The organism is Bradyrhizobium sp. 170 (genome assembly GCF_023101085.1).
Taxonomy (GTDB): Bacteria; Pseudomonadota; Alphaproteobacteria; order Rhizobiales; family Xanthobacteraceae; genus Bradyrhizobium.
The window spans coordinates 2265389-2290475 of sequence record NZ_CP064703.1 but is presented as its reverse complement, the minus strand read 5'-3'; the positions used below and the strand labels follow the sequence as shown (position 1 = coordinate 2290475).

Sequence of the window (25087 nt, the reverse complement as noted above, 5' to 3'; positions counted from 1 at the left end):
GCTGCTTGCCCGCTCATACGTTCCATTGCGCGCATTTGCGATCGATGGTCTTGCGCGAGACCCCAAGTCTGCGCGCTGCTTCCTCACGGTTGCCGCCGGTCTCTTTCAGGACAGAAAGAATGTGCCGGCGCTCCAGATCGGCCAGGCTGTCAGCGGCGGCCGGCTGGCCATCGCTTCGCGGCCCGGCGAAATCGTCCGGGAACGCGCCGAGGATCAGCGTGCGTTCGATCAGATTGCGTAGCTCCCGCACATTGCCCGGCCAGTCGTAACTCGCCAAGGCGGCGCGGACCGCGCTGTCGATCGCAACCGGCGGCATGCCGAGCTGCGTCGAGAGCTTGTTCATGAAGATCGTCGCGAGTTCCTGTACGTCTTCGCCGCGATCCTTCAGCAGCGGCAGATGAATCTGCATGACGTTCAGGCGGTAGTAGAGGTCGGCCCGAAAGCGTCCCTTCTCCACGCCCTTCTGCAGATCGGCATTGGTCGCAAAGATGAGGCGAAGGTCGACCGGCACTTCACGCTCGGAGCCGACGGGACGGACGCGGCGATCCTCCAGAACGCGGAGCAGCTTGCTCTGCATCGGCAGCGGCAGTTCGCCGATTTCATCCAGGAACAGCGTGCCGCCATGCGCATAGAGGAACAGGCCCTCGCGTCCGCTGTCTGCGCCGGTGAAGGCTCCCTTGATGTGGCCGAACAGTTCGGCCTCGATCATCTCGGGCGGAATGGCTGCGCAGTTGACCGGCACGAAAGGCTTGTCGGCGCGGTCGGACAGCGAATGAATCGAGCGCGCCGCGACTTCCTTGCCGGTGCCGGATTCGCCGGTCAGCAGGATCGACGTCGGTAGGCGGGCGACGCGGGCAATGGTTTCCCGCACGCTGCGGGTCGCCGGCGACGCCCCGATCAGATTGTCGCGCAGGAACGTGCGATCGGAGGAAGCGCGCAGCGCATAGCGCAGCACATAATTCTCGCGCTGCAACCGGACCCGGTCGAGACAGCGCGCCACTGCATTCAATATCTGGTTCGAGCGGAACGGTTTCAGCACGAAATCTGCCGCGCCGGCGCGCAGCGCCTGAATTGCGGTGTCGAGATCGGCATAGGCCGTGATGAGGATGGCGTCGGCGAAGAAACCGACGGCCCGCTGCTCCGCCAGCCAGTCGACGCCATTCTTGCCCGGCATGATGTTGTCGAGGATGACGACGTCGAACCGGCTCTTGTCGAGCAGGCGCGAGGCCTCGTCCGTGTCGGCCGCCTCCGCCACATGCTTGCAGCGCGGCCCCAGCGTGCGCACGAGAAAATTGCGCATCCCGGGCTCGTCATCGACGATCAGGATCGAGGCCTGCGCGAGCGCGCCGAACTCGGGGCCGCCGGCCGATTTGCCAAGTTTTGCCGCCGGCTCATTGACCGTGGCGGGGGATGCCGCTGCGCTCGCCTTCGATGTCGGGAAGTTCATGCCGGGATTTGTAGGACCGAATGTCGCACCCGGCAATCGCTCGGTTGTCTAATCGACGAGCGAGGATTTTGCCCGCGCCCGGACCGCTCAAGCACTTGTCTGTTCCGCGGAACCATTTGATTTTTCTATCAAAAATATGATGCGGCCTTGGCTGCGCTCGGTAATCTCGACCTTGTCGCCGGTCTCGCGAATAAGGTTCGGGATATCGATCACCGACAGCGGATCCGTGCAGAGCACTTCCAGCCTGTCGCCGGGCGGCAGCGTCTTCAGCGCCTTGCGCGTCTTCAGTGCCGGCAAGGGACATTTCAGCCCGGCAAGATCGAGTTTTGTCGTCGTCATGTTCCGACCATGGCGAAGGGGGCCTGCATCGTCAACGGACATCAGTTGATGAGGCTTGCGTAGGACAGGAACCCGACCGTCTGGCCGGGCGTCACCTGTGTGATTTCTTCACCAAGCTCGACGAGGCCGTCGGTGTCCGCCAGCGAAGACAAGAGACCCGCACCTTCGCGTGGAAACTTCACCGCTTCCAGCGCGCCGTCGGCCGCTTTGCGCAAGCTGACGCGGACATATTCGCGGCGGGCAATCTTCTTCTTGTAGCTGAAGGCGGCGCGAACCGGCATCGGCATCAGCGGCTCCGGCCGCGCACCTAATAGCGCCAAAATCGTGGGGCGCACCACGTGAACGAAGGTGACAAAACTCGCCACCGGATTGCCGGGCAATCCGATGAAAGGCGTGCCGCCGATGATCCCCATCGCGACGGGACGTCCCGGCTTGATCGCCATCCGCCACAGCACCAGCCTGCCGACGCTTTCGACGCTCGCCTTGACGTGGTCCTCCTCGCCGGTCGAAACGCCGCCGGTGGTGAGGATCAGGTCATGGCTACCGGCCACCTCCTGCAGGGCGCGCGCGAGCGCTACGCGGTCGTCCCTGAGGATGCCGAGATCGCTGATCTCGCAGCCAAGCCGCGACAGCATCGCCATCAGCATGAAGCGGTTGGAATCGAACAATTGCGCTGCGGCGCGTGCGTCACCCGGCGACGCCAGTTCGTTGCCGGTGGAGAACACCGCGACGCGAATGCGCCTGACGACATCAAGTTGGGTCAGGCCGAAGGCTGCCGCGAGCGCAACGTCCTGCGGCCGCAGCCGCTGGCTGGCCTGCAGCGCCGCGAAGCCTAAGGGGATGTCTTCGCCCGCGGGCCGTACATTGGCGCCAGGCTTGAGGCCCGCGGGAAGCACGACCTTGTCGCCTTCGACCCGCACGTCTTCCTGCATGAACACGGTATCGGCGCCTTCGGGCATCGGCGCGCCGGTAAAGATGCGCACCGCCTGCCCCGGCTTGAGCGGCGCAGGCGCGGAGCTACCCGCCTGAACGCGGCCGATCACCGGAAATGCCTGTTCTTCCTTTTGCGGCAGGTCGCGGCTGGAGACCGCATAACCGTCGACGGCCGAATTGGTGAAGGGCGGCAGAGGCAGCGGCGCCAAAATGTCGTGCGCGAGAATGCGGCCGTCGGCGCGGGCGAGCGTGACTGTCTCGACATCGACGACCGGCGTCACGCGCGTCGCAATGAGACCCACGGCCTCATCGACCGACATCATCGGCCCGCCGAAGGCAAAGCAATCGTCGGACAATTGCGCCATGGCCTGATCAGCCCTCAGCTTCGCATTTCGCCAGCACGTCCTCGAGCGATATCGCCGATTTGAGCATCATCGCCGCCACCGCCTCGATATCATCGAGATGGGCGGTCGGCAGCGTGGTTTCAACCGGGGTATCGGTCGCTAGCCCGACGATCCCGGGATCGTCGGGGAACAGCAGCGGCTTTCCATTCGCGGCGCGATAAACCTCGATCTTGCGGTGCGGCTCGCGCTTGAAACCCTCGACCACGACGAGATCGACCGTCGACAGCTTTGCCAGCAGTTCCGGCAGCCGCGGCTCGGCGGCCCCGCGCAGCTCGTGCATCAGGGCCCAGCGCTGGCTGGAGGACACCAGCACTTCGGCCGCGCCGGCCTCACGATGCTTCCAGGAGTCCTTGCCGGGCACATCGACATCGAAGGCGTGATGGGCGTGCTTGATGACGGAAACGCGCAGGCCGTCTTTCAGGAAATGCGGAATCACGCGCGTCAGCAAGGTAGTCTTGCCGGCGCCGCTCCATCCCGCGAGGCCTATTACTTTCATCGCATTCTCCGCTGTCCTGGCCGGACCGGGCTAGGCATTCTCCAAAGGTGCTTTATATCGGCTGACAGCCATTGTCATGCTAACCTGCGGATATGATGAAAATCGAAAAAGCCCCCGCCCCCCTGATCGTGCCGAATCCTGAGGATCCGCGGCTGACCGAGCGTGTTGCCGGGACCGACCAGGCCGGCGCCGCCGTAGAGATCCGGGTGCCGGTGGAGCGGCCGCTGACGCTCTATTTGAACGCGCAGGAGATCGTCACCATGATGACGATCGGCGACTATCCGGAATATCTGGCGCTCGGCTACCTCCTGAACCAGAACATGCTGAAGTACGACGACGTCGTCACCGAGGTCGAATATGACGACGACCTTCAGGTGGTGGTGGTGCGCACCGAGCACCACACCAACTTTGAAGCAAAACTGAAGAAGCGCACGCAAACTTCAGGCTGCGCGCAGGGCACAGCATTTGGCGATCTGCTCGAAGCGGTCGAAAGCGTGGCGCTGCCGAAGGCGGAATTGCGCACGTCCTGGCTCTACCAGATGACGCATGCAATCAACACCATGCCCTCGCTCTATATGGAAGCCGGCGCGATCCATGGCTGCGTGCTGTGCAAGGAAGGCACGCCGGTGTGCTACACCGAGGACGTCGGTCGCCACAACGCCGTCGACAAGATCGCGGGCTGGATCTATCGCCACGGCGTCGATCCCGCCGACAAAATCCTCTACACCACCGGCCGCCTTACCTCGGAGATGGTGATCAAGACGGTGCGGATGGGAATTCCCATTCTCGTCTCACGCTCGGGCTTTACTGCGTGGGGCGTCGAACTGGCGCGGCAGGTCGGACTGACGCTGGTCGGCCGCACGCGGGGAAAACGCTTCATCGCGCTGTCGGGACAGGAGCGGATCGTGTTCGACCAGAACCTCGATTATGTCGCGGAAGAATCCGCCCGGCACAAGCGCAAGGGCGAAAGCGATGACTGACATTCCCGGCGTGCTGCTCGCCGGCGGGCTGGCGCGACGGATGGGCGGCGGCGACAAGCCGATGCGCACCATCGCCGGCCGCACCATTCTCGACCGCGTGATCGCGCGGCTGAAGCCGCAATGCGACGGTCTCATCCTGAACGCCAATGGCGACCCCGCGCGCTTTGCCGCGTTTGGGCTGCCGGTGATCCCTGATGGCGTCGCGGATTTTCCGGGACCACTCGCCGGCATTCTGGCAGCGTTGGACTGGGCTGCGGCCAACCGGCCAGATGTAAAGCTTGTTCTCAGCGCCGCAGCCGATTGCCCATTCCTGCCGCGCGACCTGGTGTCGCGGCTATACGGCGCGCTGGAAGCAGAGGAGGCCGAGCTTGCGGTTGCCGCCTCCGACGGGCAATCGCATCCGGTGATCGGGCTATGGAGCGTGCGCTTGCGCGAAGAACTTCGCCATGCGCTTGTGGTCGAAGACATCAGGAAGATCGACCGCTGGACTGCCCGCTACAAACTGGCGACCGTGACATGGCCGATTACGCCGCTCGATCCGTTCTTCAACGCCAACACCATGGACGATATTGCCGAGGCCGAACGGCTGGCGGCGCTGGACGGAGATTGACTCAACTCTCTCCGTCGTCCCCGCCTAGTGCGCAATTGCGCACTAGGCGGGGACGACGGCGGGATAGACTCAGCAAGCAATCGTCTTAACTACCCGGAGATTGAAGAATTCGATCATGATTTCAGCTTCAGATTAATGCAATTTAACATGTCTGCCCGTAGGGTTGCCGTGACGGATTTATCGCGAGGCACCGTGGCAATATTCGGACGCAGGCAGCCGCAAAGCTTTACCGAGTTCAAAGAGATCATGCGTCCGACACCGGACGCAGATGGTGTGACACGCGTTTTCCCCAAGGAACTCTGGGACGATCCAAAGATCGGAAAATTTCTGCAGGAAGTTGGCTTTGCCCCGGATGATGCGCGCAACATCCTGCCGACAGCGGAAGACTATATTGCTCTTTTCGCCGCCGCCAAGAAGCGGCTGGATGAGCGCACCGAGGCCTTCAACCGTGAAATGACAATGCGCCATGGCTATTGCCGTGCCGTGCCTTTTCTGGTCATCGACCACACGATCTGGGACGGCGAACATGGTGCGTTTTTGTATGCCCAGCTGAAGCTCATCGGATACGATGACTGGAACGTACTCATGCTGGCAGCGGATGTACGTACCAAGGAGGCCTGTGATCTGGCAGGCCATCCCGGCACCGTGCCGGCGGTTACGGAAGTCATGACCAAGCGCGTGATCGATTGGAAGCAGCGCTATGACCTTGCGCTGGAAGCATTCGGAGTTACAGCGACGGGCGGCCAAGGAATCATCCAGGGCATGACCCGTGAGCAGTTCGAGACAGAGCAGGACGATCTGCGCAGGGAGATCGTGGACAACGTCGGCTGGATGAAGCCACGGATCATCGGCGAGCTGTTGCGCATTCAGGGTTAAGAGCAACTTACGCCGCGAGCGGCACGGTCCAGGCGTCGTAGCCGTAGACCCAATCAGTATCGGTTCTCCCGCTGAGCCAGGTGTTGGCGCGCGAGGTCTGCTGGATGCGCGCCGTCCGCGCCTTGCGCGTCGCCTCGAAACGGCGAAACGCGTTCGCAACACCGTCACGTTCGACGCCGTCAAGGCAGCGGGACAATACGGCCGCGTCCTCGATCGCCATCGCCGCGCCCTGCGCCATATAGGGCGTCATCGGGTGACAGGCATCTCCAAGCAGCGTCACGTTGCGATTCCCCCATCGCTCCAGCGAGTTGCGGTCGACGATCGCCCATTTGTGCACGTCGGGGCACGCGGCCAGCACCTGCTCGACCTGTCGGTCGAAGCCGGCGAACGCCTTGCGCAAATCCCTGACGTCGCCCTTCGCCGACCAGGACTCGATCCGAAAGTCCGGCTCCGGCTGGCTGGTGACGAGGTAGATTTCGCTGCGGTCCGGCTTGACGTAATAGATGACGATGTGACGGTCCTCGCCCCACCATTTGGTGCAGTCGTCGATCTTCTCACCGCCGAGCAGCGCGGCCGGATAGGTGGTGCGATAGGCGATCCGTCCGGTAAAGGTGACCGGCGAAGCGCCGAACAGAATGTCTCTCACGAGGGAATGGATCCCGTCGGCACCAACCACGGCATCGGCTGTTGCAGTTGCGCCATTGGCAAAGGCGAGCCGGACGCCCTCGCCGCTTTCCTCCAGCCCGACCAGTTTGTGGTTGAGCCTGACGCATTCATCTGGAACGGCGCTGGCGAGCGCCGCATGAAGATCGCCGCGATGCGCCAGCAGATAGGGCGCGCCAAACTTCTGTTCGGCGCTCTCGCCGAAGATCATGTCGAACTTGACTTCGCCGGTGCGCCAGTCGCGATTATTCCAGGAGCGCGGATAGAACGATTGCGCGCGCAGCCTTGCCTCCAGCCCCAGTCCACGCAGTACCTTCATGGCGTTGCAGCCGATCTGGATGCCGGCGCCGATCCGCGCGAATTGCGTGGCCTGTTCGTAGACGGTGACGTCGATGCCGACCCGCCGCAGCGCCGCGGCGGTCGCGAGCCCACCCATGCCGGCGCCGATGATCGCAATCGATAGCGATCTTGCCATTCCCGTCCCTGCCCGAGCCGTTTCTGTTGACGGCTTGTTACATGTCGCGCGTCAGGCCGGCCGAAATCCCGCCTGCTCCAGCGCCGCGCGTCCCTCTTCCGATGCCAGCGCATCGAGGAAGGCCTGCACGGCCGGTCGTTGCTTGCGCGCCTTTACCAGAGCGAAATCATAATGCTCTTCGGCGAAGGGAATGAAACCCAGGTTTGACGCATGCGCGACCGGCGCAATGGTCATGCCCCAATCGGCGCGGTGCTGCGCGACCGCAGCCGCCACCGCATTGTGCGAGCGCGGCTGATTCCAGTAGCCGTCCGGACGCGCACCGCCGAGCAGCCGGTCGATCAGGATCCGCGTGCCCGCCCCCTGGTTGCGGTTGACCATGATGCAGGCCGGATCGGCCAGCGCCGCGCGGACCGCGTCTTCGGCATTCAGACCTTCGAAGCGCCGATCGCCCTTGCGGAAGACAATGCCCTGCATGCGACGCCAGCCCGGCACCAGTTCGAGCCCCTCGCTGAGATAGGGCGTGTTGTAGGTCTCGGTCTTCTCGTCGAACAGATGAATCGGCGCAAAATCGCACTCGCCGCGCTTGGCGGCGGAGAGCCCCCCGAGACTGCCGACGGCGATCGAGCGCACGACGAGCCCGGCATGCGCCAGCGGCGCGGTGACGAGATCGAGCCCGGTGCAATGGCTGCCGACGATGACGAGATCCGGCACCCGCACATGCGGCGTGAACAGCGTCACCTCGGCCTCGCTGCCGGCCGGCATCTGATCGGCCAGCGCATCGATGCGCAGAAAGCCGTCGGCCTGCGCGAATGATGTGATGGCGCCGGAGCCCTTGCCTGTCGGGTACGCGATCAATCCGTCCGCCCCTTCGACCAGCGACACCATGACGAATTCGGTGCGGCCGAGTTCGGACGCGATCCGCACCGGTACGCGTGCATTGACCTTGGCGTCCGAACGCGGCGGCAGGCCCGCCATCCGCCGCAGCACCGGCACGATCATGTCGTGGAAGGTGAACATGGCCGAGGTCGGAAATCCCGGCAGGATGATCACGGGCTTGCCGTCGCATACCGCAAGGCACAGCGGCTTGCCGGGCTTCAGCGCAACGCCATGCGCGATGATGCCGGGCTTGCCGAGCCGGCCGATGATGCGGTGGGACACATCGCCCGCGCCCTTCGACGTACCGCCCGACAGCACCAGCATGTCGCTGGTCTCGAGCGCCCGGCGCATGGCAGATTCGAGTGCTTCCTCGTCGTCGGGAATCGCGCCCAGAAACACCGCCTCGCCGCCGTTCTCGGAGATCGCCGCGGTGACGATGGCGCCGTTGGTGTCGTAGATCGCGGCCGGGCGCAACGGCGGGCCGGGCTGCATGAGTTCGTCGCCGGTGGAGATGACGGCGACGCGCGGAGGCCGCGCGACGGTGACGTCCGCGATGCCGCAGGCCGCCAGCATGCCGATCTCGCGCGAGCCGATGATGGTGCCGGCGCGCAGCAGCGCCTCGCCACGGGCGATATCGGAACCGGCATGGGACACGAATTGCCCTGGGGAAGCGGCGCGGCGGATTTCGATCGCGCGAGGTCCGGATGGCTGCGTATGCTCCACCATCACGACGGCGTCTGCCCCGCGCGGCACCGGACCGCCGGTCGCGATCGGCGTGGCCGTCCCCGACAATACCGGCCGCGTCGGCGCGGTACCGCAGGCGATCACCTCGTCGTTCAGCATCACGCGCACCGGTAAAGCCTCACCGGCGGAAGCAAGATCGGCCGAACGCACCGCAAAACCATCGACATTGGAGCGGTCGAACGGCGGCACGTCGATCGGCGCCACGACATCCTCGGCAAGCGCGCAGCCGAGCGCGTCGGCGAGCGGGCGCTTCTCTGCCGGCACCGCACGCGGGAACAAGGCGGCCTCGAAACGCGCCAGCGCATCCTCGCGCGACAGGATGGTCAGGAACTGATCCTGTTCGTTACTGTCGCGATCTTTCGCCGAAGGCGTATTGGTCATTCCCGAACTCATATCACTCCCGCAACATATAGGCATCGACCGGCGCGCTGGCCGCAAATCCTTCCGAGCCGCCTGATACCACGAGCCAGGCTTCGGCGCGGGCGATCGCCTCCAGCGACAATTCGCCCACCGCCAGCGTGGACCACATATCCTGCTTCCGTTCCAGCAACACGATCTCGGCGATGCCGACGTGAGATGCAATCTTGCGCGCCAGCGGCAAATTGACTGCTTTTCGCAAGGCTCGGTCCGAGAGGCGATCGAGTACGGGAAGCGCCAGCGTCCACCATGCCGCAAAAGCCTGATCCGGTGCGCCCGGCAGCACCACGACGGGCGTCTTGCCGACGCGCCCGACGGCCGAGGTACGGCCGGGCAGCAGCGCAATGCCATGGGCGAAAACTTCGCCGCGCGCAGCCAAAGCCGTCACCGCCGCGTCGGTACGGCCGACGCCGGAGCCACCGACGATCAGGAGCAGGTCGCACGCGCCATCATCGAGCGCCGCCGCAATGGATCCGGCATCGCGGCCCGCGGCGGTCGACAACACGGCGTCGGCGCCCGCGGCCCGCGCGCTTTCCGCGATCAGATCCGCTGCCAGGCTGCCGCCGGGGACATTGACGACGCGCAGCCTCGGACGGCGGACGTTCAACCGCGCCAATCCGGCCGCGCGTGCCAGCAGGAGATCGCGCGGCAGCACGCGCCGCCCGGCCTCTGCGACGAGGCTGCCCGCGGCAATATCGCTGCCGGCCCGGCGCACGCCCTGCCCCGGAATCGCCTCCGCCAGCACCTGCGGCATCGGGCCGGACACGTCGACGGAATCGGAATCGAGCACGCAGTCGCAAGCCTCCGGGACGGCCTCGCCGGCCTCGACCCAAAGCGGCAGCGCCGATAATGGCAGCGGCGAATAGGAGGATGCGCCGACGAGATCGCGTGCGCAAAAGGCGTAGCCGTCTGCAGTGGCAATGTCGCGCGGCGGATAGGCAGGAAGCGGCGGCATCTCGGCGGCGACGCAACTCAGCGCTTCCCCAAGCATTAATTCCACCGGCGCGACCGGTTCCACGCCGTTCAGCAGGGCATCGCGCGCCCTATCGAGCGGTGTCAGCGAGGTCGGCAGGCGCTGGGGCGAGGTCATGGCCCGGCTATGCCCTGAATCGGGGCGGAAATAAACAGAACCGGATACCGCTGGCAGGCCAGCCGTCCATTCGGCTACGTTGACGCCGTCCCAAAATAGTTGCAAATGAGACCAATTGGCGGATCAAACCGCCTGCGAAAACCAACGGCCAACGTGCCGATTCCAGGGAGGAGAAGACAGGATGTTCGCCAGGAACCTATCCAGGCTGGGAATACTTGCTGCCGCGATGCTGGCATCGACCGCCGCGCTCGCGCAAATTTCAGACGATGTGGTCAAGATCGGCGTGCTCACCGACATGAACGGCCCGGCGGCGACGCCGACCGGCCAGGGCTCGGTCACATCAGCGCAAATGGCGATCGACGATTTCGGCGGCAAGGTGCTGGGCAAGCCGATCACCATCATCGTCGGCGACCATCAGCTCAAGCCGGATATCGGCGGCGGCATCGCGCGGCGCTGGTACGACGTCGACCAGGTCGACCTGATCGTCGACGTTCCGGTTTCGGCGGTCGGTCTTGCGGTGCAGAACATCGCCAATGACAAGAAGAAACTGTTCATCACGCATTCGACGCTGGCCGCGGATTTCCATGGCAAATTCTGCTCGCCTTACGCGATGCAGTGGGTGATCGACACCCGTTCGCTCGCCGCAGGCACCGCGCAGGCCGTGGTGAAGCGCGGCGGCGACAGCTGGTTCTTCATCACCGACGACTATGCCTTCGGCCACTCGCTCGAACGCGACGCTTCCAGCGTCGTCACCGCCAATGGCGGCAAGGTGCTGGGTTCGGTGCGGCCGCCGCTGGCGACGCCGGACCTGTCGTCCTTCGTGCTGCAGGCGCAGGCCTCGAAAGCAAAGATCATCGGCATCGCCGCCGGTCCGCCCAACAACATGAACGAGATCAAGACCGCTGCTGAGTTCGGCGTGCTCAAGGGCGGCCAGCAGATGGCCGCGCTGCTCGCGCTGATCACCGACATCCATTCGCTGGGATTGCCGGCAGCCCAAGGCCTGTTGCTGACGACGTCGTTCTACTGGGACATGGACGACAAGACCCGCGAATGGTCAAAACGCTATTTCGCCAAGATGAACCGGATGCCGACGATGTGGCAGGCCGGCGTGTATTCCTCCGTCATGAGCTATCTCAACGCGATCAAGGAAGCCGGCACCGACGAGCCGCTGAAAGTGGCGGCGAAGATGCGCGAAAAGCCGATCGAGGATTTCTTCTCCCGCAATGGCAAGCTGCGCGAGGACAATCTGATGGTGCATGACCTGTGGCTGGTGCAGGTCAAGAAGCCGGAGGAATCGAAATATCCGTGGGACTACTATCAGATCCTCGCCAAGATCCCGGGCGACGAAGCGTTCGGCCCGCCCGATCCGGCCTGCGCGATGGCGAAGAAGTAAATCTCTCCGTCGACCCGGACAAGCGAAGCGCGATCCGGGACCCATAACCACAGGCCCGGATTGTTGCGAAGGCTGGAGCCGCCACCGATGCAACAACAAACGTCGGTGGTTATGGGTCCCTGCGTTCGCAGGGACGACGAACGGAAAGAGACGCGCCCTATTTCACCACCCCCGCCTCCTGGAAATATTTCATCACCCCGGGGTGGATCAGCGCCGCATTCGGCGCGGCCGCAACCGTGTTCGCGGCCGTGGTCTCGCAGGCCTGCGGCAGCTTCTTGCACAGCGCAGCTTCGGCCCCATGCAGCGTGCGCGCCAGCCGGTAGGCGACGTCGTCGGGCAGGCTTTCGCGCGCGAGCACAAAACTCCATGAACCGACGGAATCGATCGCCGCCGGCTGGTTCGGATAGCTGTTGGCGGGCACCGTCAGCGGCTTGAGGAACGTGTGCTTGGCGCGGACGCGCGCGATCTCGTTCGCATCGGGCGCGATGAACCGTGCGCCGCCTGGCGCCTGCGCCATCGTCGCAAAACCGGGCCAGCCGACGCCCGCGCCCCACAGCGCCGCGGCGCGGCCGTCCTGCACCATGGCGGGGCCGTCGCCGGCGCGGTCGAGATAGATCGACTTGAAATCCTCGTCCTGCTTCAGGCCGATACCGTCGAGCATATAGCGCGACAGGATCGGCAGGCCGGAGCCCTTGGCGCCGAACGCAACCGGCTGGCCGACGAGATCCCTGATCGTCTTGTAGGAACTGTCGGCGCGCACCACGAACATGCCGGGACTGGAATACATCGCGGTGAGGATTTTCAGCTTTGTTGCGGCCCGCCCGATGCCCATGAAGGCTTCGTAGGAGGGCTCGCCGGCCACCAGCGCGATGTCGAGCTGGTCGGATTCCAGCAGCGGGATGTTTTCGCTGGAGCCCTTGGTGTTGCGCGGCTCGATCGAGAGCCCCGGATCAGCCGCATTCAGGATTTCCGCGAACGCGTTTCCGTAGACCGGGAAGCCGCCGCCCGGCGTCGCGGTCCCAAGGCTTATCTGGGTGCTGATTGTGGGTTTGGTAATGGCCTTGCCTCCATCCTGCGCCGCGGCGGCGCCCGCAAAAAGAAGGAGGCTGGCGCAGGCGATCCGAGCGAGTTTCATTGTTGGCCTCAAGCGTTCGTGACGAATGACGCGAGACAGGTTGTAGGCAAGCGCGGGGGTTGATGAAAGCCTGTTCTTGGGTCCCAACCCGGCATTGCCGTATCGCTGTCATGCCTGTAAACGATGCCAGCACCGTTGCCGGCCGCCCCACCCGCGGCCGCTCGCGGCGGGGCCTGTAGCTCAATGGTTAGAGCCGGCCGCTCATAACGGTCTGGTTGCAGGTTCGAGTCCTGCCGGGCCCACCAGTGATTACAGGAGCTTACTCAATTTCTAAAGGTTGTATATTTGGAGCCGCCTCCGTTATCGCCACAGAATTGATTGCCGTTTTGTTCGCATGATGGTCTCGAGAAAGAAAGAACGCGCCGTCTTGGCCGCGCGGCACGATCCGCCGCCGGCGTCTTTGAGTAGTTCCCACCTCGAGGCCGGTTTCTTGGGGTTCGCCTCTACATAGCGTTGCCAGAAGGGTGCAGCTTGCCGGGCGTTGTCCGCACTCGCCCGCCCGAAACCGGCGACTAGGCGGCGACACCAGGGCCAAATCCAACCGAGGCGGTCAGCATGAACTATCAAGCCATTGATTTCGCGAAATGCCGCACGGTCGCCAAGGTTGAATAGAACATTGGCGCGCCATCCGCTTACCGCAGAAGTCCGGCCCTGCTTCTGATCCGAGAAGATGACTTGGTCGAGATGACGCAAGGCGTCCTCATACTTTCCGAGGCGGACATAGTGGTTGTCCAGCGTGTTGTGGGCTTCGGCAAGGTCGGGGTTCAACCGCAACGCTTCGTTGTAGTGCTCCACTGCCTGTTCATGGTCGCCGAGTAGCTCGTGACTAGAGACAAGGTTTTGTGGACTAGAGCCGCTAGCTCTGGCGAGGCAGCAAGCGCTGGGTCGACGAGCGCGGCTTCGAAGGCGCGCTTTGCTTCCTGTTCGTTACGGAGAGCATGGAAGGCGTTTCCAATCTTGTAGTGCAGATCGCCGACCTGGCGACGATCGTCGGTGAGCCTCCTCCGGAAAAAGTCGACGGCCTCCTCGATCCGCTTTGGGTAGCCCACCTGTACTGGCGCTTGTCAGATTCTGATCTTCTGACGAATGTGATATCAGCGATTCGATTACGACAGCCAACGCGCATAGGCTGAATGCCATCGCCCACGAGTACCACCGGTCTAGCAGGCTGTTGAAGAACTCAGCCTAGCTCACCAAAGTAGCCTGATGTCCATTTCGACGATGCGCCAGTGGCCGGCAAGGCCTTGGCGAAGCCGGTCCACTTGGCCATCAGCCGGCCCCCGCTATCAGCTTGGGTAGCCGTACCAGATTGTAGGCGGCGGCAGCGAAGGTAAAGGCCCATCCAACGCGATCACGACCCCGGAACCTGGACTTTTCTTGCCCGGCGATTGTCTTGATCCAGCCGAATGCCTCCTCGATGCGCTTACGGATGCGCTGGCTGACGGCATAGCCGCCGTGCCGGGTTGTTCGTCCGTCGATCGTAGAGCTGCGGCCGCTGGTGTTCTGCGCAACGTGCGGTGTCACGTTCATCGAGCGCAGTTCGTTGACGAAGTCTTCTGCGTCGTAGGCTTTATCGGCGCCAAGCGTAATCGCTGTGGGTCGATCGGCACGAGGCTCGATCATGTGCAGCGCGGCCACCCGTTCGGCATGCCCGTCAGCCAGCGTTAGGCAGGCGTCGATCAGCAGGCCGTGACGGTTCTCCATCAGCCCATGTCCAATGAAGCACAGCTTCGTCTCCTTGCCTTTACCCTTGCGGTAAAGCCTGGCGTCCGGATCGGTGGTCGAGGCATGGGTATCGTTCGAGCGTTTCTGGCCATGGAAGTTTGCTTCGGCATTGCGCCCGCCGCCTTGAGCCGGCGGCTCGCCAGAACCGTCCTTCGGCTTTACGCTCTTCATCGAGGCCCATGCCTCGATCAGTGTGCCATCGACCGAGAAGTGGTCGTTCGATAGGAGCTTCTTCGCTTTGGGCTGCGCCAGCACCGCCGTGAGGAACTTCGCCGCGATATCGCCTTCCAGCAGCCGGTCGCGGTTCTTCGAGAACACCGAATGGTCCCAGGCCGCGTCATCAACGCCGATTCCGACGAACCAGCGGAACAGCAGGTCGTATTCCAGCCGCTCCATCAGAAGCCGCTCCGAGCGGATCGAATAAAACGCCTGCAACAGCATCGCTCGCAGCAGCTTCTCCGGCGGGATCGACGGCCGCCCAATCGGCGAATAGAGCACGGCAAACTCGCGCTCCAGCGCTGCCAGCGCCTCGTTCACCATCGTCCGGATCGCTCGCAGCGGATGATCCCGCCGCACCCGCGCCTCCAGGTCAACGTAGCTGAACAGTTCGCCCGTTCGATTGTCGCCGCCGCGCATGAACCACCCCGAATCCCGTCGGAGCTAATGAATCACGGTTGCCTGTCGGCGGCGAGAGCCCTTTTTCAACAGCCTGCTAGGGACTGCGCTGGGCGAGGCCGGCGGAGCTGAAATCGGAATATACACGCCATAAAGACGGGAGGCGCACAACCACATGCCTAATGAAATCGATCGCTATGGCCCGCTGGGCTTCTATCACTTGGCCGAGGATTTTTGCCGAGCCGCGGTGCATTCTGCCGGCCTTGAGAAATCCAAGCCGCGGCTGCATTACACTCTGGTGCTCTACCATCTCCATACGCATTCGATTGAGTTGACGCTTAAGGCCTTCCTGCGCGCCAAAGGGATCGACGTGAAGGAACTCAAGAACAAATTCTCGCACGGGATGATGGGGCTGATGGCGGCGGCGAGCGAGCGCAAGCTGAAAGTCAGGAAGCCAAAACGATCATTACAGATCGTGGAACGCCTTGATCAACTCGGTAAAGTACAGACGTTCCGATACTTTGAGGCCGGCTTTCTGAGCCTACCCACGCTAGATGAGGTCCGACAGCTTAACGAACGCATGCTTTCATCGGTTCGGCCTGCCTGCGTTGCGACGCTCAAAGTAGCACCCAAGTAGTATCTCCTCCGCGCTCTGGTCCCTCCCCGCGTGCGGAGTTCCGCATTGGTATGTGCTGGCGCGTGCGGCCAGGGAGAAGTCCATGGACGAGGTATTCGATGCGGACGACGACATCCCCTTCTCCGGCTGTGATCCGGATGCTAAAGCGTGGTTTGCCAGCCTTCTGTTCTGGCGGCCCTCACGTCTGTCAGATGAGGAAATGCAGCTTCACTTCGGCCATTGGGATGGGCGATGGAGCGAGCAAACCAAGTGCGCCACGCAGCGCTTTGAAGCCAAGTGCCTCGATCTCAACGAGAACTGGGCCTTGTGCGCTCAGTACTGGATCTGTCCGGCGTGCCGCCGCCACAAAGACGATATTTTCCGCCTCTCGAAGCGAGGCATCCTGCTCGCCAAGCTAGAATTGCATCACGACCACATGCGTGATTTCGTTTGGCCTCGCATAAGGGATCTGTATGGCAAGGACTGGCTGGAGACGCGCCCCAAGTCGTCGATCATCATTCTCGACCATATCCGAGAATTGACATCACGTTTCGACGTGTGCCTCGTCTGCTCGGAATGCAACGCGGCCGATGGAAAGGCCAAGATGCGATTTCGGAACGAGATTGACTCTCGCTTCAGTTTCACCGCGCAGGAAATCGGCACATTCATCCGCCCGAATGGCGGCAAGGATCACGAAATCGACTACGAACAAGCTCTCGCCGCATGGGAAACGGAACGGAGGAGCTTCCAGGCACGCCTGGTCCTTCTCGATGAGCTTCTTGGCCATCTCGTCCATGGACGCTTGGCGCGCGATCATCAAGGCATGGCCAGCACCAGGATTATGAATGGCGCCTTTGACGCCTATTCCCTTCTCATGCGCTCGTTCGAACAAGATACTAAAAACACCGAACGAGCGCAGATGATCTGGACTCTTCGTGACGAATTTCTGGCGCGCTCGACGCGGCGCGATTCCGCGACCCTTGCATCGGTTGATCCGGCACGCCGCCTGGCGGTCGCGCCCACCGACGAAGAGTACGCAGCCTATGTTGATCCTGTCTCGTCTAAACGCTGGCTCGCTATCCCATCCGACTGGACTTGCCCGATCTGCGCGCGGAGCAAGCGCCAGCTCATGCGCAAGAGCAAGAGCGGAAGATGGTCGGGGGGCGTTCGGTCGCTCTATGAATGCACCCTGGAGCGAGATGACCTAACGATCGCAAATCGGCAAAGGCTGTTTCCGGACTTCCGGAACGATATCTTCGTGCGGGACATTTCGCAGGTTTCCGTGTGCGCGGACTGCGCGGGAGTCAGTTCTGCGCTCATGCAGAAGGACCAATCGATCCGCGATCCCTATCTAAGTAGCGAGGACCGCCGCGCTTCTATCGTGAGAAGCCAACCCCACAGCACGCATGAGATCGATTTTGACGCGGCACGGAACCGCGCGCTCGCAAACGAGTCCTACGCGGCCGCTTTGGCGGCCTTCCACGCTTTCCGGGAACGTGTACGCATTTTTGCTGGGCGGTTCGAGCGCGGGCGTCGATGGGGAAACACAGAGAAGCTACTTGACGAATTCGCCGACGATCTCCGTGTCTTTCACCACATCGAAAACTCCGCGGAAGCCATGAATCTTGTCAAATGGCTCCTGACTCAGGCTGCCAACAGCGACAGCGAGGACGAAGCCAGCTAATTGATCCGGTTGGAGCGGCTCACTTGGAGACGTCGTTGGCCGTCCGGCGTCGAGCCCGCCGCCTCCAGCACGCGCCGCTGCAGCTTCGACGCTCGTTCGGCCAACTCCGAATTTCGGCGAAAGTCGTTTGTATTCATGAGGTTAATGATGTTGCTGCGAAGCGCTATCGTGCGGTAGCATTGTCGGCCGACGCAAACGCTTTGATTGGGACGGGCCGATGTTGCTACCGTGCAGAGCGTTCACTTTATTTCTCGTATTGGCCCTTTGATTTTTTATTCGGCCCGACCAAAGGCTTTAAATGTCCGGTACTCCCCATGCTGCCAGTATCTCGGTTCGCGAAACGCTTGAGCTCCTTGACGGTCCCTTCGCAGAGATGGCTTCAGGCATCGCAGAAGATCGCTATGCGTTGTGGTTGGGATCCGGAATATCGCTAGGGAAAATCCCGGGCCTGAAGGTCCTTATCCGGAATGCTCTCGAGCACCTGCAAGGTAAGGTAGCGGTGGTGGACGCCAACTGCCGTTTCCGCGCTACGATCGCTGAGATCCTGAGCACAGCGGCCGGCCTGTCCCCCGCCGAATGCGGCACGATCGACGTACATCAACCGGTTGCGAGCTGGCCCAACATTGACGCGATCATTCAACGGCTGGCCTCAAACTATGCGCGCTTCCTCGAAATTGGCGTGGCGGGCGAACCCGACGACTACATTCTTTGGACAGGCGCGGACCTTCCCAACGCCTTTGCAGATCCCGCTTCCGAGCCTGATACCGAACACCTCTGCATCGGTCTTCTCATCCTTGAGGGAATTGCCTCACGAATCGCCAGCGCAAACTGGGATGGACTTATCGAAAAGGCCGTCGACGAACTGTCTCCGAGAGCAAATGCGCTCGTGGTATGTGTGACTGGTACGGATCTCCGTCAGCCGCAGCAACAAGCATTTTTGTACAAGTTTCACGGCTGTGCCGTGCGCGCCCGCGACGACGAAGCAAACTTCCGCGCGCGGATCATCGCGCGATTGTCCCAGATCAATGCCTGGCGCGACGATCAGGAGAACGCCGCAATGGTGGCTCGCCTCGTGGATCTTGCAGTAAGTCACGAGACATTGATGATCGGCCTTTCAGCCCAGGATTCCAACATCCAAACTGTGTTTACTGCTGCGGAAAACCAGATGGGATGGCCCTGGCCGTCACATCCCCCTGCCTACGCATTCTCGGAGGACAGGCTCGGGGTCGACCAGAGAGCATTGCTTCGGAACGTCTACAGAAGCAGTTATTCGCCGGCCAATCGGGACGCCATCTACCAATCCGCGTTGATTCGCGCTTATGCCAAACCCCTACTGACTGCACTCGTGCTCCACGCGCTGTGCGCAAAGCTGTGCCGCCTGGTCGAGCTCGCCCCCGGAGGACTGGGAACCCCCGACAGTAGCGCGATCAAGGAAGGTTTAAAGCACCTCCGAAACGCAGTTGGATCCCATCCCGACGCTGGCGCCGTCGCGTTCATCCGGATGATCGTGGCCCGAGCCAGTCGCCTCATGGCACTCTACCATACGGGCGACGCGACGGCGCCTGACCTGCCCTATTTGCCGATCACGTCGAGGCCCGTTCAGGCGATGGCTACCGACCCCATGATTGCCACAGCCGGGCTGCGCGAACTCGCAGTTGGGCTTTCACTTCTGGGGCTTGGGCACCGCGATGGCAGCTGGGCCGTGCAGCCGGCCCCGCCTGCCCGAGAGCAGGGCGCCTTGCGCATCGTCACTGCGACCAATAACCTAAAGCTGGTCTTCGCGTCGACCGCGCAGGCAGCCATACGGCTGGGTGCAAACGGCCATATCGGCCCTGACGACGACGTGATTGTAATGCATAGCCAGCAAGTATTTCCGACGATGCCGCGATCTCCTCGCGCGACGCGGGGCAGGCTCGGACGCCCCGGCCGGCGCGACGTAAGCGTCACAGAGTTGTTAGACAGCGCAGCAAACGCCAACGAGCTCCTCGACGGGTTCCGAAAGGCAGCGGGCATATGATAGCGGCGACCACACCTGTCGATGCGATTTCCGCCTTCCTTGAGCAGGCCGGATACCGGCGCCTGCCCAGTCCCCTTGAAATCGCCGGGATGAAATTCGCGGTAACGGCTGCCCTCGTCGGCACCGGGACACAACCTGATCTGATCATTGTTGCGGACACCGTTTCGGATCCCGAAGAGCGCACCCGTAGCAAGTTGGAAGCGATCGCGCGGGCGCTTGACAGCGTGAAATCTCGCCGCCCCCTGACAGCCGTGTTGGCGGGGCCTCGTCCCTCGACATCCGCATTGGATGCAATTTCCAAAATATGCCGTGTTTTGCCTGTCGGCAGCAGCGACCCTGACGAGGCCGACGCCACGATCAAAAACTGGCTGGCCGTCCTAACGCCCCTCAGCATACCGCAAGGCATCGATACGATTTCCGAACCCATGCTTGAGCTCCAGCGTGCGGTCGCCAATGACGAACCCCTGCTCGCCGAACTCGTGGCGGCCTCCGCGCAAGGTAAGGATGCTGTCGAGACGCTTCTGCATCAAAAGATTGCCGCCTCGATCGCCGAGAGCGAGGCGACGACATGACACGCAGGCGTCTTACCTCGATATCTCTCACGGACTTTAGAAGCATCCGTGGAACCGTCTATACTTCCCTGGACGCTCCGGTTGTCCTGATCCACGGCCCCAACGGGGCAGGCAAAACGAGCGTCCTATCCGGCATCGAACTGGCTCTGACCGGCAGTATTCCTTCGTTGGCGCGCGTCGAGCCGGAATATCTGAAGCACCTGGTTCACAAACAGGCCAGGCGCGCGGCCGTGAAACTCGAAACGACCGGATTTGACGTCTCGCCTGCTGCGCTGGAAGTTGACGAAAAGGGGATCCGAGGAAGACCGACCTTGGACGGCCAGCTCGCTGGCTTGTTCAGCGAGCGATGTTATCTGGCACAATCTGCTTTGGGACGGCTGCTCGAAATCTATCAGCATAAAGACGCGCGCAAGTCTGACTCGCCGCTGACTCAATTTGTGAAAGATCTGCTTGGACTTGATCGTCTGGACGGCCTGATCGACGGCTTGCACACGGCGGGCCACATTAGCCGTCTGCGCGGGCCGGTTCCTGAATTCCACGAGTTGCGAGCAGACATTGAGTCTTTGGAGAAGGATATCAATGGGCTGACTTCGCAGGCAGGGCAGATGAAAACGTATCTCCAAGAGACTGGAGACAATCTCAGCAAGCGCGCCGGCGAGATACTTCGGTCGTCGGTCGAGCTTTCAAACTTGCCGGGGATTATCGCCGAGCTACAAAAATCTCCGGAAGAAGGCCGGCTATCGGCTCTCGCCCGTATTCGCCGCGATATCGACGCCGCTATTGCCGACTGGCAATCTGTTGCCAACGATCCGATAACGGAAGATCGCGAGAGAAGCGAAAACGAAGCACACGCCGCGCAGTCGGAATTGAACGAATGGCGAGCCGGCCCGGGCGTGGCCCTCGCGAATCTCATTGCAGAGGTCGCGACGATATTTCCGGACTTGCAGCTTCCTGCATCGACAAACCCGGATCTCGCCCGGACGACAGCGCTACGTACCGCGGAAAAGGAACTCGCCCGGTGTACGAGCGTTCTTAGTGAGGATCAACGTTCGACCACGCGCATTTTGGCGATCACGCAAGAGCTGGAGCGTGGTGCGGCGCGCGTTCGTTTACTGGATCAGCAGATTCAAGGTATCAGCGCAGATACGGCTCAACTTGCCCAAAGCCTCGCTGAACTCCTGCCGCACATCCACAGTGACGATTGCCCCGTCTGCGGCCGCGATTTTAGTGAGGTGTCCCGATCACCCCTGAGCGACCGCGTCTCGGCGCGCATCGCGTCATTGACCGAAAGCGCAGGTCGTCTCGAAGCGCTGTCGAAGGAAAAAGCAAACGCAGCAGGTGCCAGCGCGCCCCTGGAGCGCGAACGGGCACAGCTCACCGCGCGTCTTATTTCTGACGATACCCGTAATGAACTGAAGAACCGGCAGGCCCGCCTGGGTGAACTCGTCGCTCAGTTGACCAGCATCGAGCCTGAAGCAACGCGCGGCATGACCTTGCTTGCGCAAGTCAATGCGACTGCAGCCCGGCTCGATCAGCTCAGGAGCCGTAATCAGCGGGTCACAAACCTGCAGCAGACAGTAACGGCTATCGCAAAGGACCTGGGTATAACCGTTGACACTGCGGTCGTGATTGGAAACGCTCTTGCTACGATGAGCGATTGGCGATCTCAGGAAGAGGCACGATTAATTGCATCTCAATCCGCCCGCAAGACTGCGCTGGAGCAAGCCCTTGAATTTCAGCGCTCGCGCGATCATCTGGCCAGTTTCAATCTGGATATCGATGGAAAGCGAACGAGGCTAGCAAAACTGATCCAAGCAAGGGAAAGCGCGGAAGAAGTCATTCACTTCGCACGCGGCTTGGCTCAGAAGGCTTCCGTGGTCCGAACCAATATCGTCAGACGGGTGTTCAACGAATCTCTCAATTCGATCTGGCGCGACCTCTTTGTGCGACTTGCACCTGAGGAAACATTCGTACCCGCCTTCGCGCTGCCGCCGGGGCCCGGTCCCGTTGAAGCGGCTCTTGAGACAGTTCACCGATCAGGCGAAAAGGGTGGCAATCCGCGGGCGATGCTCAGCGCCGGCAATCTAAATACCGCAGCGCTCACTCTGTTTTTGTCTCTCCATTTGACTGCCAAGCTTCAGTTGCCCTGGCTGATTATTGATGACCCGGTGCAGAGTATGGACGAGCTTCATATCGGGCAGTTCGCGGTGCTCCTTCGTACGCTTTCAAAAGCGCATGGAAGACAGATCATTTTGGCCGTCCATGAACGTGCCCTGTTCGACTATTTGGCGCTTGAACTAAGCCCAGCTTTCCCGAACGACCGCCTCGTCACATTGGAGCTTGGGCGGAGCGCCGATGGGACCACGACACACAAGTGGCAAACCCACATTTACGAACCCGACAATGCGATCGCGGCGTGATTTGTGACCACCGCATCAGACTCACGCAGCGACAACTGGAAGCGAGTTTCCGCGACCGTCTTTAATCGCGGCCAAAGCGTACAAGAGTCATTCTTCCGCTTGTTCCCTATCCGGGTCGCCCGCGCACGCGCGCATCATTACGCTGGACGAGATCGACTTGAACGTTGAAATGCATCGCCTCGGCAAGGCCATTGAGAACAAGCACTGACGACAACGGCTTTCAGCGGGGGAAGCATTGCGCTACTTCATTCATGTCAGTAACCATGGCTTCGAGCCGAGCCAGGTTCTCGGCGTTTGGGAAGTTGGTGAATCCATGGCCAAACGCATCGACGTTACGGACTCAGAGCAGAACCGGGTTCCCGCCCCGCCAGGCAAGACAACGCTCGAAACCCTGCGCGGGCACAATCCCACGACTATGTTTGATGAACTCGAGCTTGAACCCGGCGTATACTACGCTGGCATGGCCCCGCCCGATCCTTGGGGAAAGCCAGGGGCGCAACTGCGATCAGAGCCTTGAGGCGCTGAGCCACCGCGCGAGCGCAAGCGGACAGCTTCACGCTCTTATCCAGCAGCTCGAGCAGATATGCCGCGTTGTTCAGCAAATGGAGGCCAACTTCAAAGCTTACGGGCACGAAATGCGGAATGTGCTCATACTCGCCTGCACGGAATTGGAGTCACAATGGAAAGCCATTCTCGGGGCTCACAAAGCGCCAGCCGAAAATACAACGCATTATGTCAAGCTGTGCTCGGCGATGAAACTGGCAGAATATGCGGTGGAGTTTCCGTACTACCCATGGATGACTGAACGCCGCCCCTTTGTTGGCTGGCGACACGGCACGAAAGACTTGCCATGGTACGGCGCGTATAATGGAGTAAAGCACAATCGGGACAGCAATTTCCCCCAAGCGTCGCTTGATGCTGCGTTCGACGCCCTGACGGCCTTCTTCATCATGCTCTGTGCGCAATATGGCTGGGACTTCGCACTCACAGGTGATGAAGCTTCTCGCGCCTTCTTCCGGCTCAAAGCTTCTCCGCAGTGGTCGCCCTCGGAATATGGCAGCACGCTAAGGGAGCGAGGGTATAAGTTTCCGGCTTGATGCAGCCCGACTGAAGTGAGACATTATTATGCCGGGCACGAGTTGACCGGGGCTTCTTCGCCAAGCGCCGATTGGCTCTTCCGAACCGAGCCGACCCGACTTTCCAGCTTCGATCCTTGCGTGCTCATAATGTGTCGCTCGCCGGAGGCACTCGGGCGAAGGTCCCGCCGTCATTTCATGCCGTCGTCGCTATCACTGCCCGTCGCCCGGGTGCCTTGTTAACCGGTCTCGCGACTGCACTCGCTCTCGTGTCCCGCCTTCGGCGTCGCTATCACTGCCCCGACAGCGGGTGCCTCTGCTTCTTTAGTCGCCAAGGGCTCGGTCATTTCTGCGAGAGCGTCGCCAGGAGCGCGCCAAATGCTCAATCTGGCTAGGGCATGTCCGGCATGGTTTCAGGCGTGAACGGGATTTTCACGGCAAATCCGCCGTCGTCGCGGTCGCCATATATAATGACGCCGCCGTCGACGACGATCTCGTCTGCCAGATCGCCCAGCGCCTCAAAGATGCTGCGATCCTTCCACGTCCCGTAATCCTCGGCGATCGCAGCACAAGTTTCTTTGAGCTTTTCAAAGTAAGGGGCGAACCAATGCCCTTCGAGCGCGGCTTTCGTCATCGGTCGATCATCGAGCGTCAAGCCCAGCCCGGTCATGTTGCCGAGATGATAGGCTGCGAATTTCATCAGTTCGCCATAGGCGCCATAAACCTCACTCGTGATCCGGCCATGGTCGGCGTGCAGACGGTAGGCTTTGATGAAATTGTTCGCGTGTTGCCGGGTCTCTGTGAGAGCGGTGATGAATGTCTCCTCGTAGTCATCGGTCGGGCGGCGCCCGAAGGGCGAGCAAATTTGCGTCACCGCATACTCGTCCCAGCACGCGTTGATGATGTCCCAGCGGTAGCGCTCATGCGCCCCGACCTTGGTTTGCAAGAGCATGCCCGGGAAGGCCGCGTTGAAGCACTCCGTGACTTCAACATGCGCGCATTCGTGCGCGAGCATGTGAAGCGCCTGCCCATAGAGCTCGTGCATTTCGTCTTCGAGCGCAAGCAGGACGCCTGCATGAAAGAGCATATGGCTTTCGACGCAGCCCTCGCGCATGACAGAAGGCGTCATGGCCACCCCATACGCAATGCCGTCCGAGGGGGTCAGTTTATGGCATGTCGCATACCCACGATCCAGGTCAAGCAGCGCCTGCGCGTAGTTGAATGCGACAGTAATCCCATCCAACGCGCTGAGGTCGATATGGCGGCTGAGCTCCCGTACATAGGTCGCAAGCAAATTGCCGAAAGCGCGAGCATGATCCTCGGTGTCGAAACCCCGCAAGCTTACGGAAATATTCTCAGGCGCGCTCGGCGGCGGCAGATCCGCCTCAGGCGCGCCAGATTGCTCTTTCTCCGTCGGGATCGAATCGCTCATCAACTGCATTATAACGCGTGAAGCGTGCGCGAATTGTCAGCCCATGTCACTT

21 protein-coding genes, 1 tRNA gene and 1 pseudogene are annotated in these 25087 nt (G+C 61.8%); 12 read left to right on the top strand and 11 right to left on the bottom strand.

Going from position 1 to position 25087, the window contains the following annotated elements:
• Positions 1 to 13 precede the first annotated feature (13 nt).
• The 4 genes from IVB05_RS10680 to mobB form a co-directional block, all read right to left on the bottom strand.
• Positions 14 to 1447, bottom strand: a complete 1434-nt coding sequence (locus IVB05_RS10680) for a sigma-54 dependent transcriptional regulator (protein WP_247784113.1) — start codon at positions 1445 to 1447, stop codon at positions 14 to 16.
• 87 nt (positions 1448 to 1534) lie between these two features.
• A complete protein-coding gene (locus tag IVB05_RS10675; RefSeq protein WP_247784112.1) occupies positions 1535 to 1786 on the bottom strand; it encodes a sulfurtransferase TusA family protein in 252 nt (83 codons plus the stop codon).
• A 41-nt stretch (positions 1787 to 1827) separates the two neighbouring features.
• Positions 1828 to 3084 (bottom strand): gephyrin-like molybdotransferase Glp, encoded by a 1257-nt coding sequence (gene glp, locus IVB05_RS10670; RefSeq protein ID WP_247784111.1) that lies wholly within the window; start codon positions 3082 to 3084, stop codon positions 1828 to 1830.
• Positions 3085 to 3091: 7 nt separating this feature from the next.
• Complete coding sequence (gene mobB, locus IVB05_RS10665) at positions 3092 to 3619, bottom strand: molybdopterin-guanine dinucleotide biosynthesis protein B (RefSeq protein WP_247784110.1); 528 nt, start codon at positions 3617 to 3619, stop codon at positions 3092 to 3094.
• A gap of 92 nt (positions 3620 to 3711) precedes the next feature.
• Here mobB and fdhD point away from each other — a divergent pair, with 92 nt between their 5' ends.
• The 3 genes from fdhD to IVB05_RS10650 all read left to right on the top strand — a co-directional run bounded on the left by fdhD (position 3712) and on the right by IVB05_RS10650 (position 6085).
• Positions 3712 to 4599, top strand: coding sequence for a formate dehydrogenase accessory sulfurtransferase FdhD (fdhD, locus tag IVB05_RS10660; RefSeq protein WP_247784109.1), 888 nt, complete (start codon positions 3712 to 3714; stop codon positions 4597 to 4599).
• Positions 4592 to 5209, top strand: coding sequence for a molybdenum cofactor guanylyltransferase MobA (mobA, locus tag IVB05_RS10655; protein WP_247784108.1), 618 nt, complete (start codon positions 4592 to 4594; stop codon positions 5207 to 5209). The genes fdhD and mobA overlap by 8 nt, the downstream gene beginning before the upstream one ends.
• A 192-nt stretch (positions 5210 to 5401) precedes the next feature.
• Positions 5402 to 6085: a hypothetical protein gene (locus IVB05_RS10650; RefSeq protein WP_247784107.1), complete on the top strand. Its 684-nt coding sequence runs from the start codon at positions 5402 to 5404 to the stop codon at positions 6083 to 6085.
• Between the two features lie 7 nt (positions 6086 to 6092).
• Here IVB05_RS10650 and IVB05_RS10645 read toward each other — a convergent pair whose 3' ends face one another.
• The 3 genes from IVB05_RS10645 to IVB05_RS10635 are packed head-to-tail and all read right to left on the bottom strand — an operon-like array spanning position 6093 to position 10350.
• Positions 6093 to 7223: an FAD-dependent monooxygenase gene (locus IVB05_RS10645; protein ID WP_247784106.1), complete on the bottom strand. Its 1131-nt coding sequence runs from the start codon at positions 7221 to 7223 to the stop codon at positions 6093 to 6095.
• Between the two features lie 51 nt (positions 7224 to 7274).
• Complete coding sequence (locus tag IVB05_RS10640) at positions 7275 to 9224, bottom strand: molybdopterin biosynthesis protein (RefSeq protein ID WP_247784105.1); 1950 nt, start codon at positions 9222 to 9224, stop codon at positions 7275 to 7277.
• A gap of 13 nt (positions 9225 to 9237) precedes the next feature.
• Positions 9238 to 10350, bottom strand: a complete 1113-nt coding sequence (locus IVB05_RS10635; RefSeq protein ID WP_247784104.1) for a molybdopterin-binding protein — start codon at positions 10348 to 10350, stop codon at positions 9238 to 9240.
• A 181-nt stretch (positions 10351 to 10531) separates the two neighbouring features.
• Between IVB05_RS10635 and IVB05_RS10630 the strand changes: the two genes are divergently transcribed.
• A complete protein-coding gene (locus tag IVB05_RS10630) occupies positions 10532 to 11743 on the top strand; it encodes an ABC transporter substrate-binding protein (RefSeq protein WP_247784103.1) in 1212 nt (403 codons plus the stop codon).
• 157 nt (positions 11744 to 11900) lie between these two features.
• Here IVB05_RS10630 and IVB05_RS10625 read toward each other — a convergent pair whose 3' ends face one another.
• A complete protein-coding gene (locus IVB05_RS10625) occupies positions 11901 to 12878 on the bottom strand; it encodes a TAXI family TRAP transporter solute-binding subunit (protein ID WP_247784102.1) in 978 nt (325 codons plus the stop codon).
• Positions 12879 to 13047: 169 nt separating this feature from the next.
• Between IVB05_RS10625 and IVB05_RS10620 the strand changes: the two genes are divergently transcribed.
• Positions 13048 to 13123, top strand: a tRNA-Ile gene (locus IVB05_RS10620).
• 55 nt (positions 13124 to 13178) lie between these two features.
• Here the strand turns inward: IVB05_RS10620 and IVB05_RS10615 are convergent.
• A pseudogene (locus IVB05_RS10615) lies at positions 13179 to 13706 on the bottom strand (tetratricopeptide repeat protein); the annotation flags it as partial.
• A gap of 110 nt (positions 13707 to 13816) precedes the next feature.
• Here IVB05_RS10615 and IVB05_RS10610 point away from each other — a divergent pair.
• Positions 13817 to 14011: a hypothetical protein gene (locus IVB05_RS10610; protein ID WP_247784100.1), complete on the top strand. Its 195-nt coding sequence runs from the start codon at positions 13817 to 13819 to the stop codon at positions 14009 to 14011.
• Positions 14012 to 14147: 136 nt separating this feature from the next.
• On the opposite strand, the gene IVB05_RS10605 is transcribed toward IVB05_RS10610, so the two are convergent.
• Positions 14148 to 15239: an IS5 family transposase gene (locus IVB05_RS10605; RefSeq protein WP_247784099.1), complete on the bottom strand. Its 1092-nt coding sequence runs from the start codon at positions 15237 to 15239 to the stop codon at positions 14148 to 14150.
• A gap of 154 nt (positions 15240 to 15393) precedes the next feature.
• Here IVB05_RS10605 and IVB05_RS10600 point away from each other — a divergent pair, with 154 nt between their 5' ends.
• The 6 genes from IVB05_RS10600 (at position 15394) to IVB05_RS10575 (ending at position 23624) form a co-directional block, all read left to right on the top strand.
• Positions 15394 to 15855 carry a hypothetical protein gene (locus IVB05_RS10600; protein WP_247784098.1) on the top strand — a complete coding sequence of 154 codons (462 nt, stop codon included), beginning with the start codon at positions 15394 to 15396 and terminating at the stop codon, positions 15853 to 15855.
• Positions 15856 to 15937: 82 nt separating this feature from the next.
• Positions 15938 to 17518: a hypothetical protein gene (locus IVB05_RS10595; RefSeq protein ID WP_247784097.1), complete on the top strand. Its 1581-nt coding sequence runs from the start codon at positions 15938 to 15940 to the stop codon at positions 17516 to 17518.
• Positions 17519 to 17816: 298 nt separating this feature from the next.
• Positions 17817 to 19535: an SIR2 family protein gene (locus IVB05_RS10590; protein WP_247784096.1), complete on the top strand. Its 1719-nt coding sequence runs from the start codon at positions 17817 to 17819 to the stop codon at positions 19533 to 19535.
• Entirely contained in the window at positions 19532 to 20107 is a 576-nt protein-coding gene (locus tag IVB05_RS10585; RefSeq protein ID WP_247784095.1) for a hypothetical protein, read from the top strand. Before IVB05_RS10590 ends, IVB05_RS10585 begins: the two co-directional genes overlap by 4 nt.
• On the top strand, positions 20104 to 22527 hold the full coding sequence (locus IVB05_RS10580) for an AAA family ATPase (protein WP_247784094.1): 2424 nt from the start codon (positions 20104 to 20106) through the stop codon (positions 22525 to 22527). The genes IVB05_RS10585 and IVB05_RS10580 overlap by 4 nt, the downstream gene beginning before the upstream one ends.
• A 422-nt stretch (positions 22528 to 22949) precedes the next feature.
• A complete protein-coding gene (locus tag IVB05_RS10575) occupies positions 22950 to 23624 on the top strand; it encodes a hypothetical protein (protein WP_247784093.1) in 675 nt (224 codons plus the stop codon).
• Between the two features lie 370 nt (positions 23625 to 23994).
• Here IVB05_RS10575 and IVB05_RS10570 read toward each other — a convergent pair whose 3' ends face one another.
• Complete coding sequence (locus tag IVB05_RS10570) at positions 23995 to 25035, bottom strand: hypothetical protein (RefSeq protein ID WP_247784092.1); 1041 nt, start codon at positions 25033 to 25035, stop codon at positions 23995 to 23997.
• Positions 25036 to 25087: the final 52 nt, after the last annotated feature.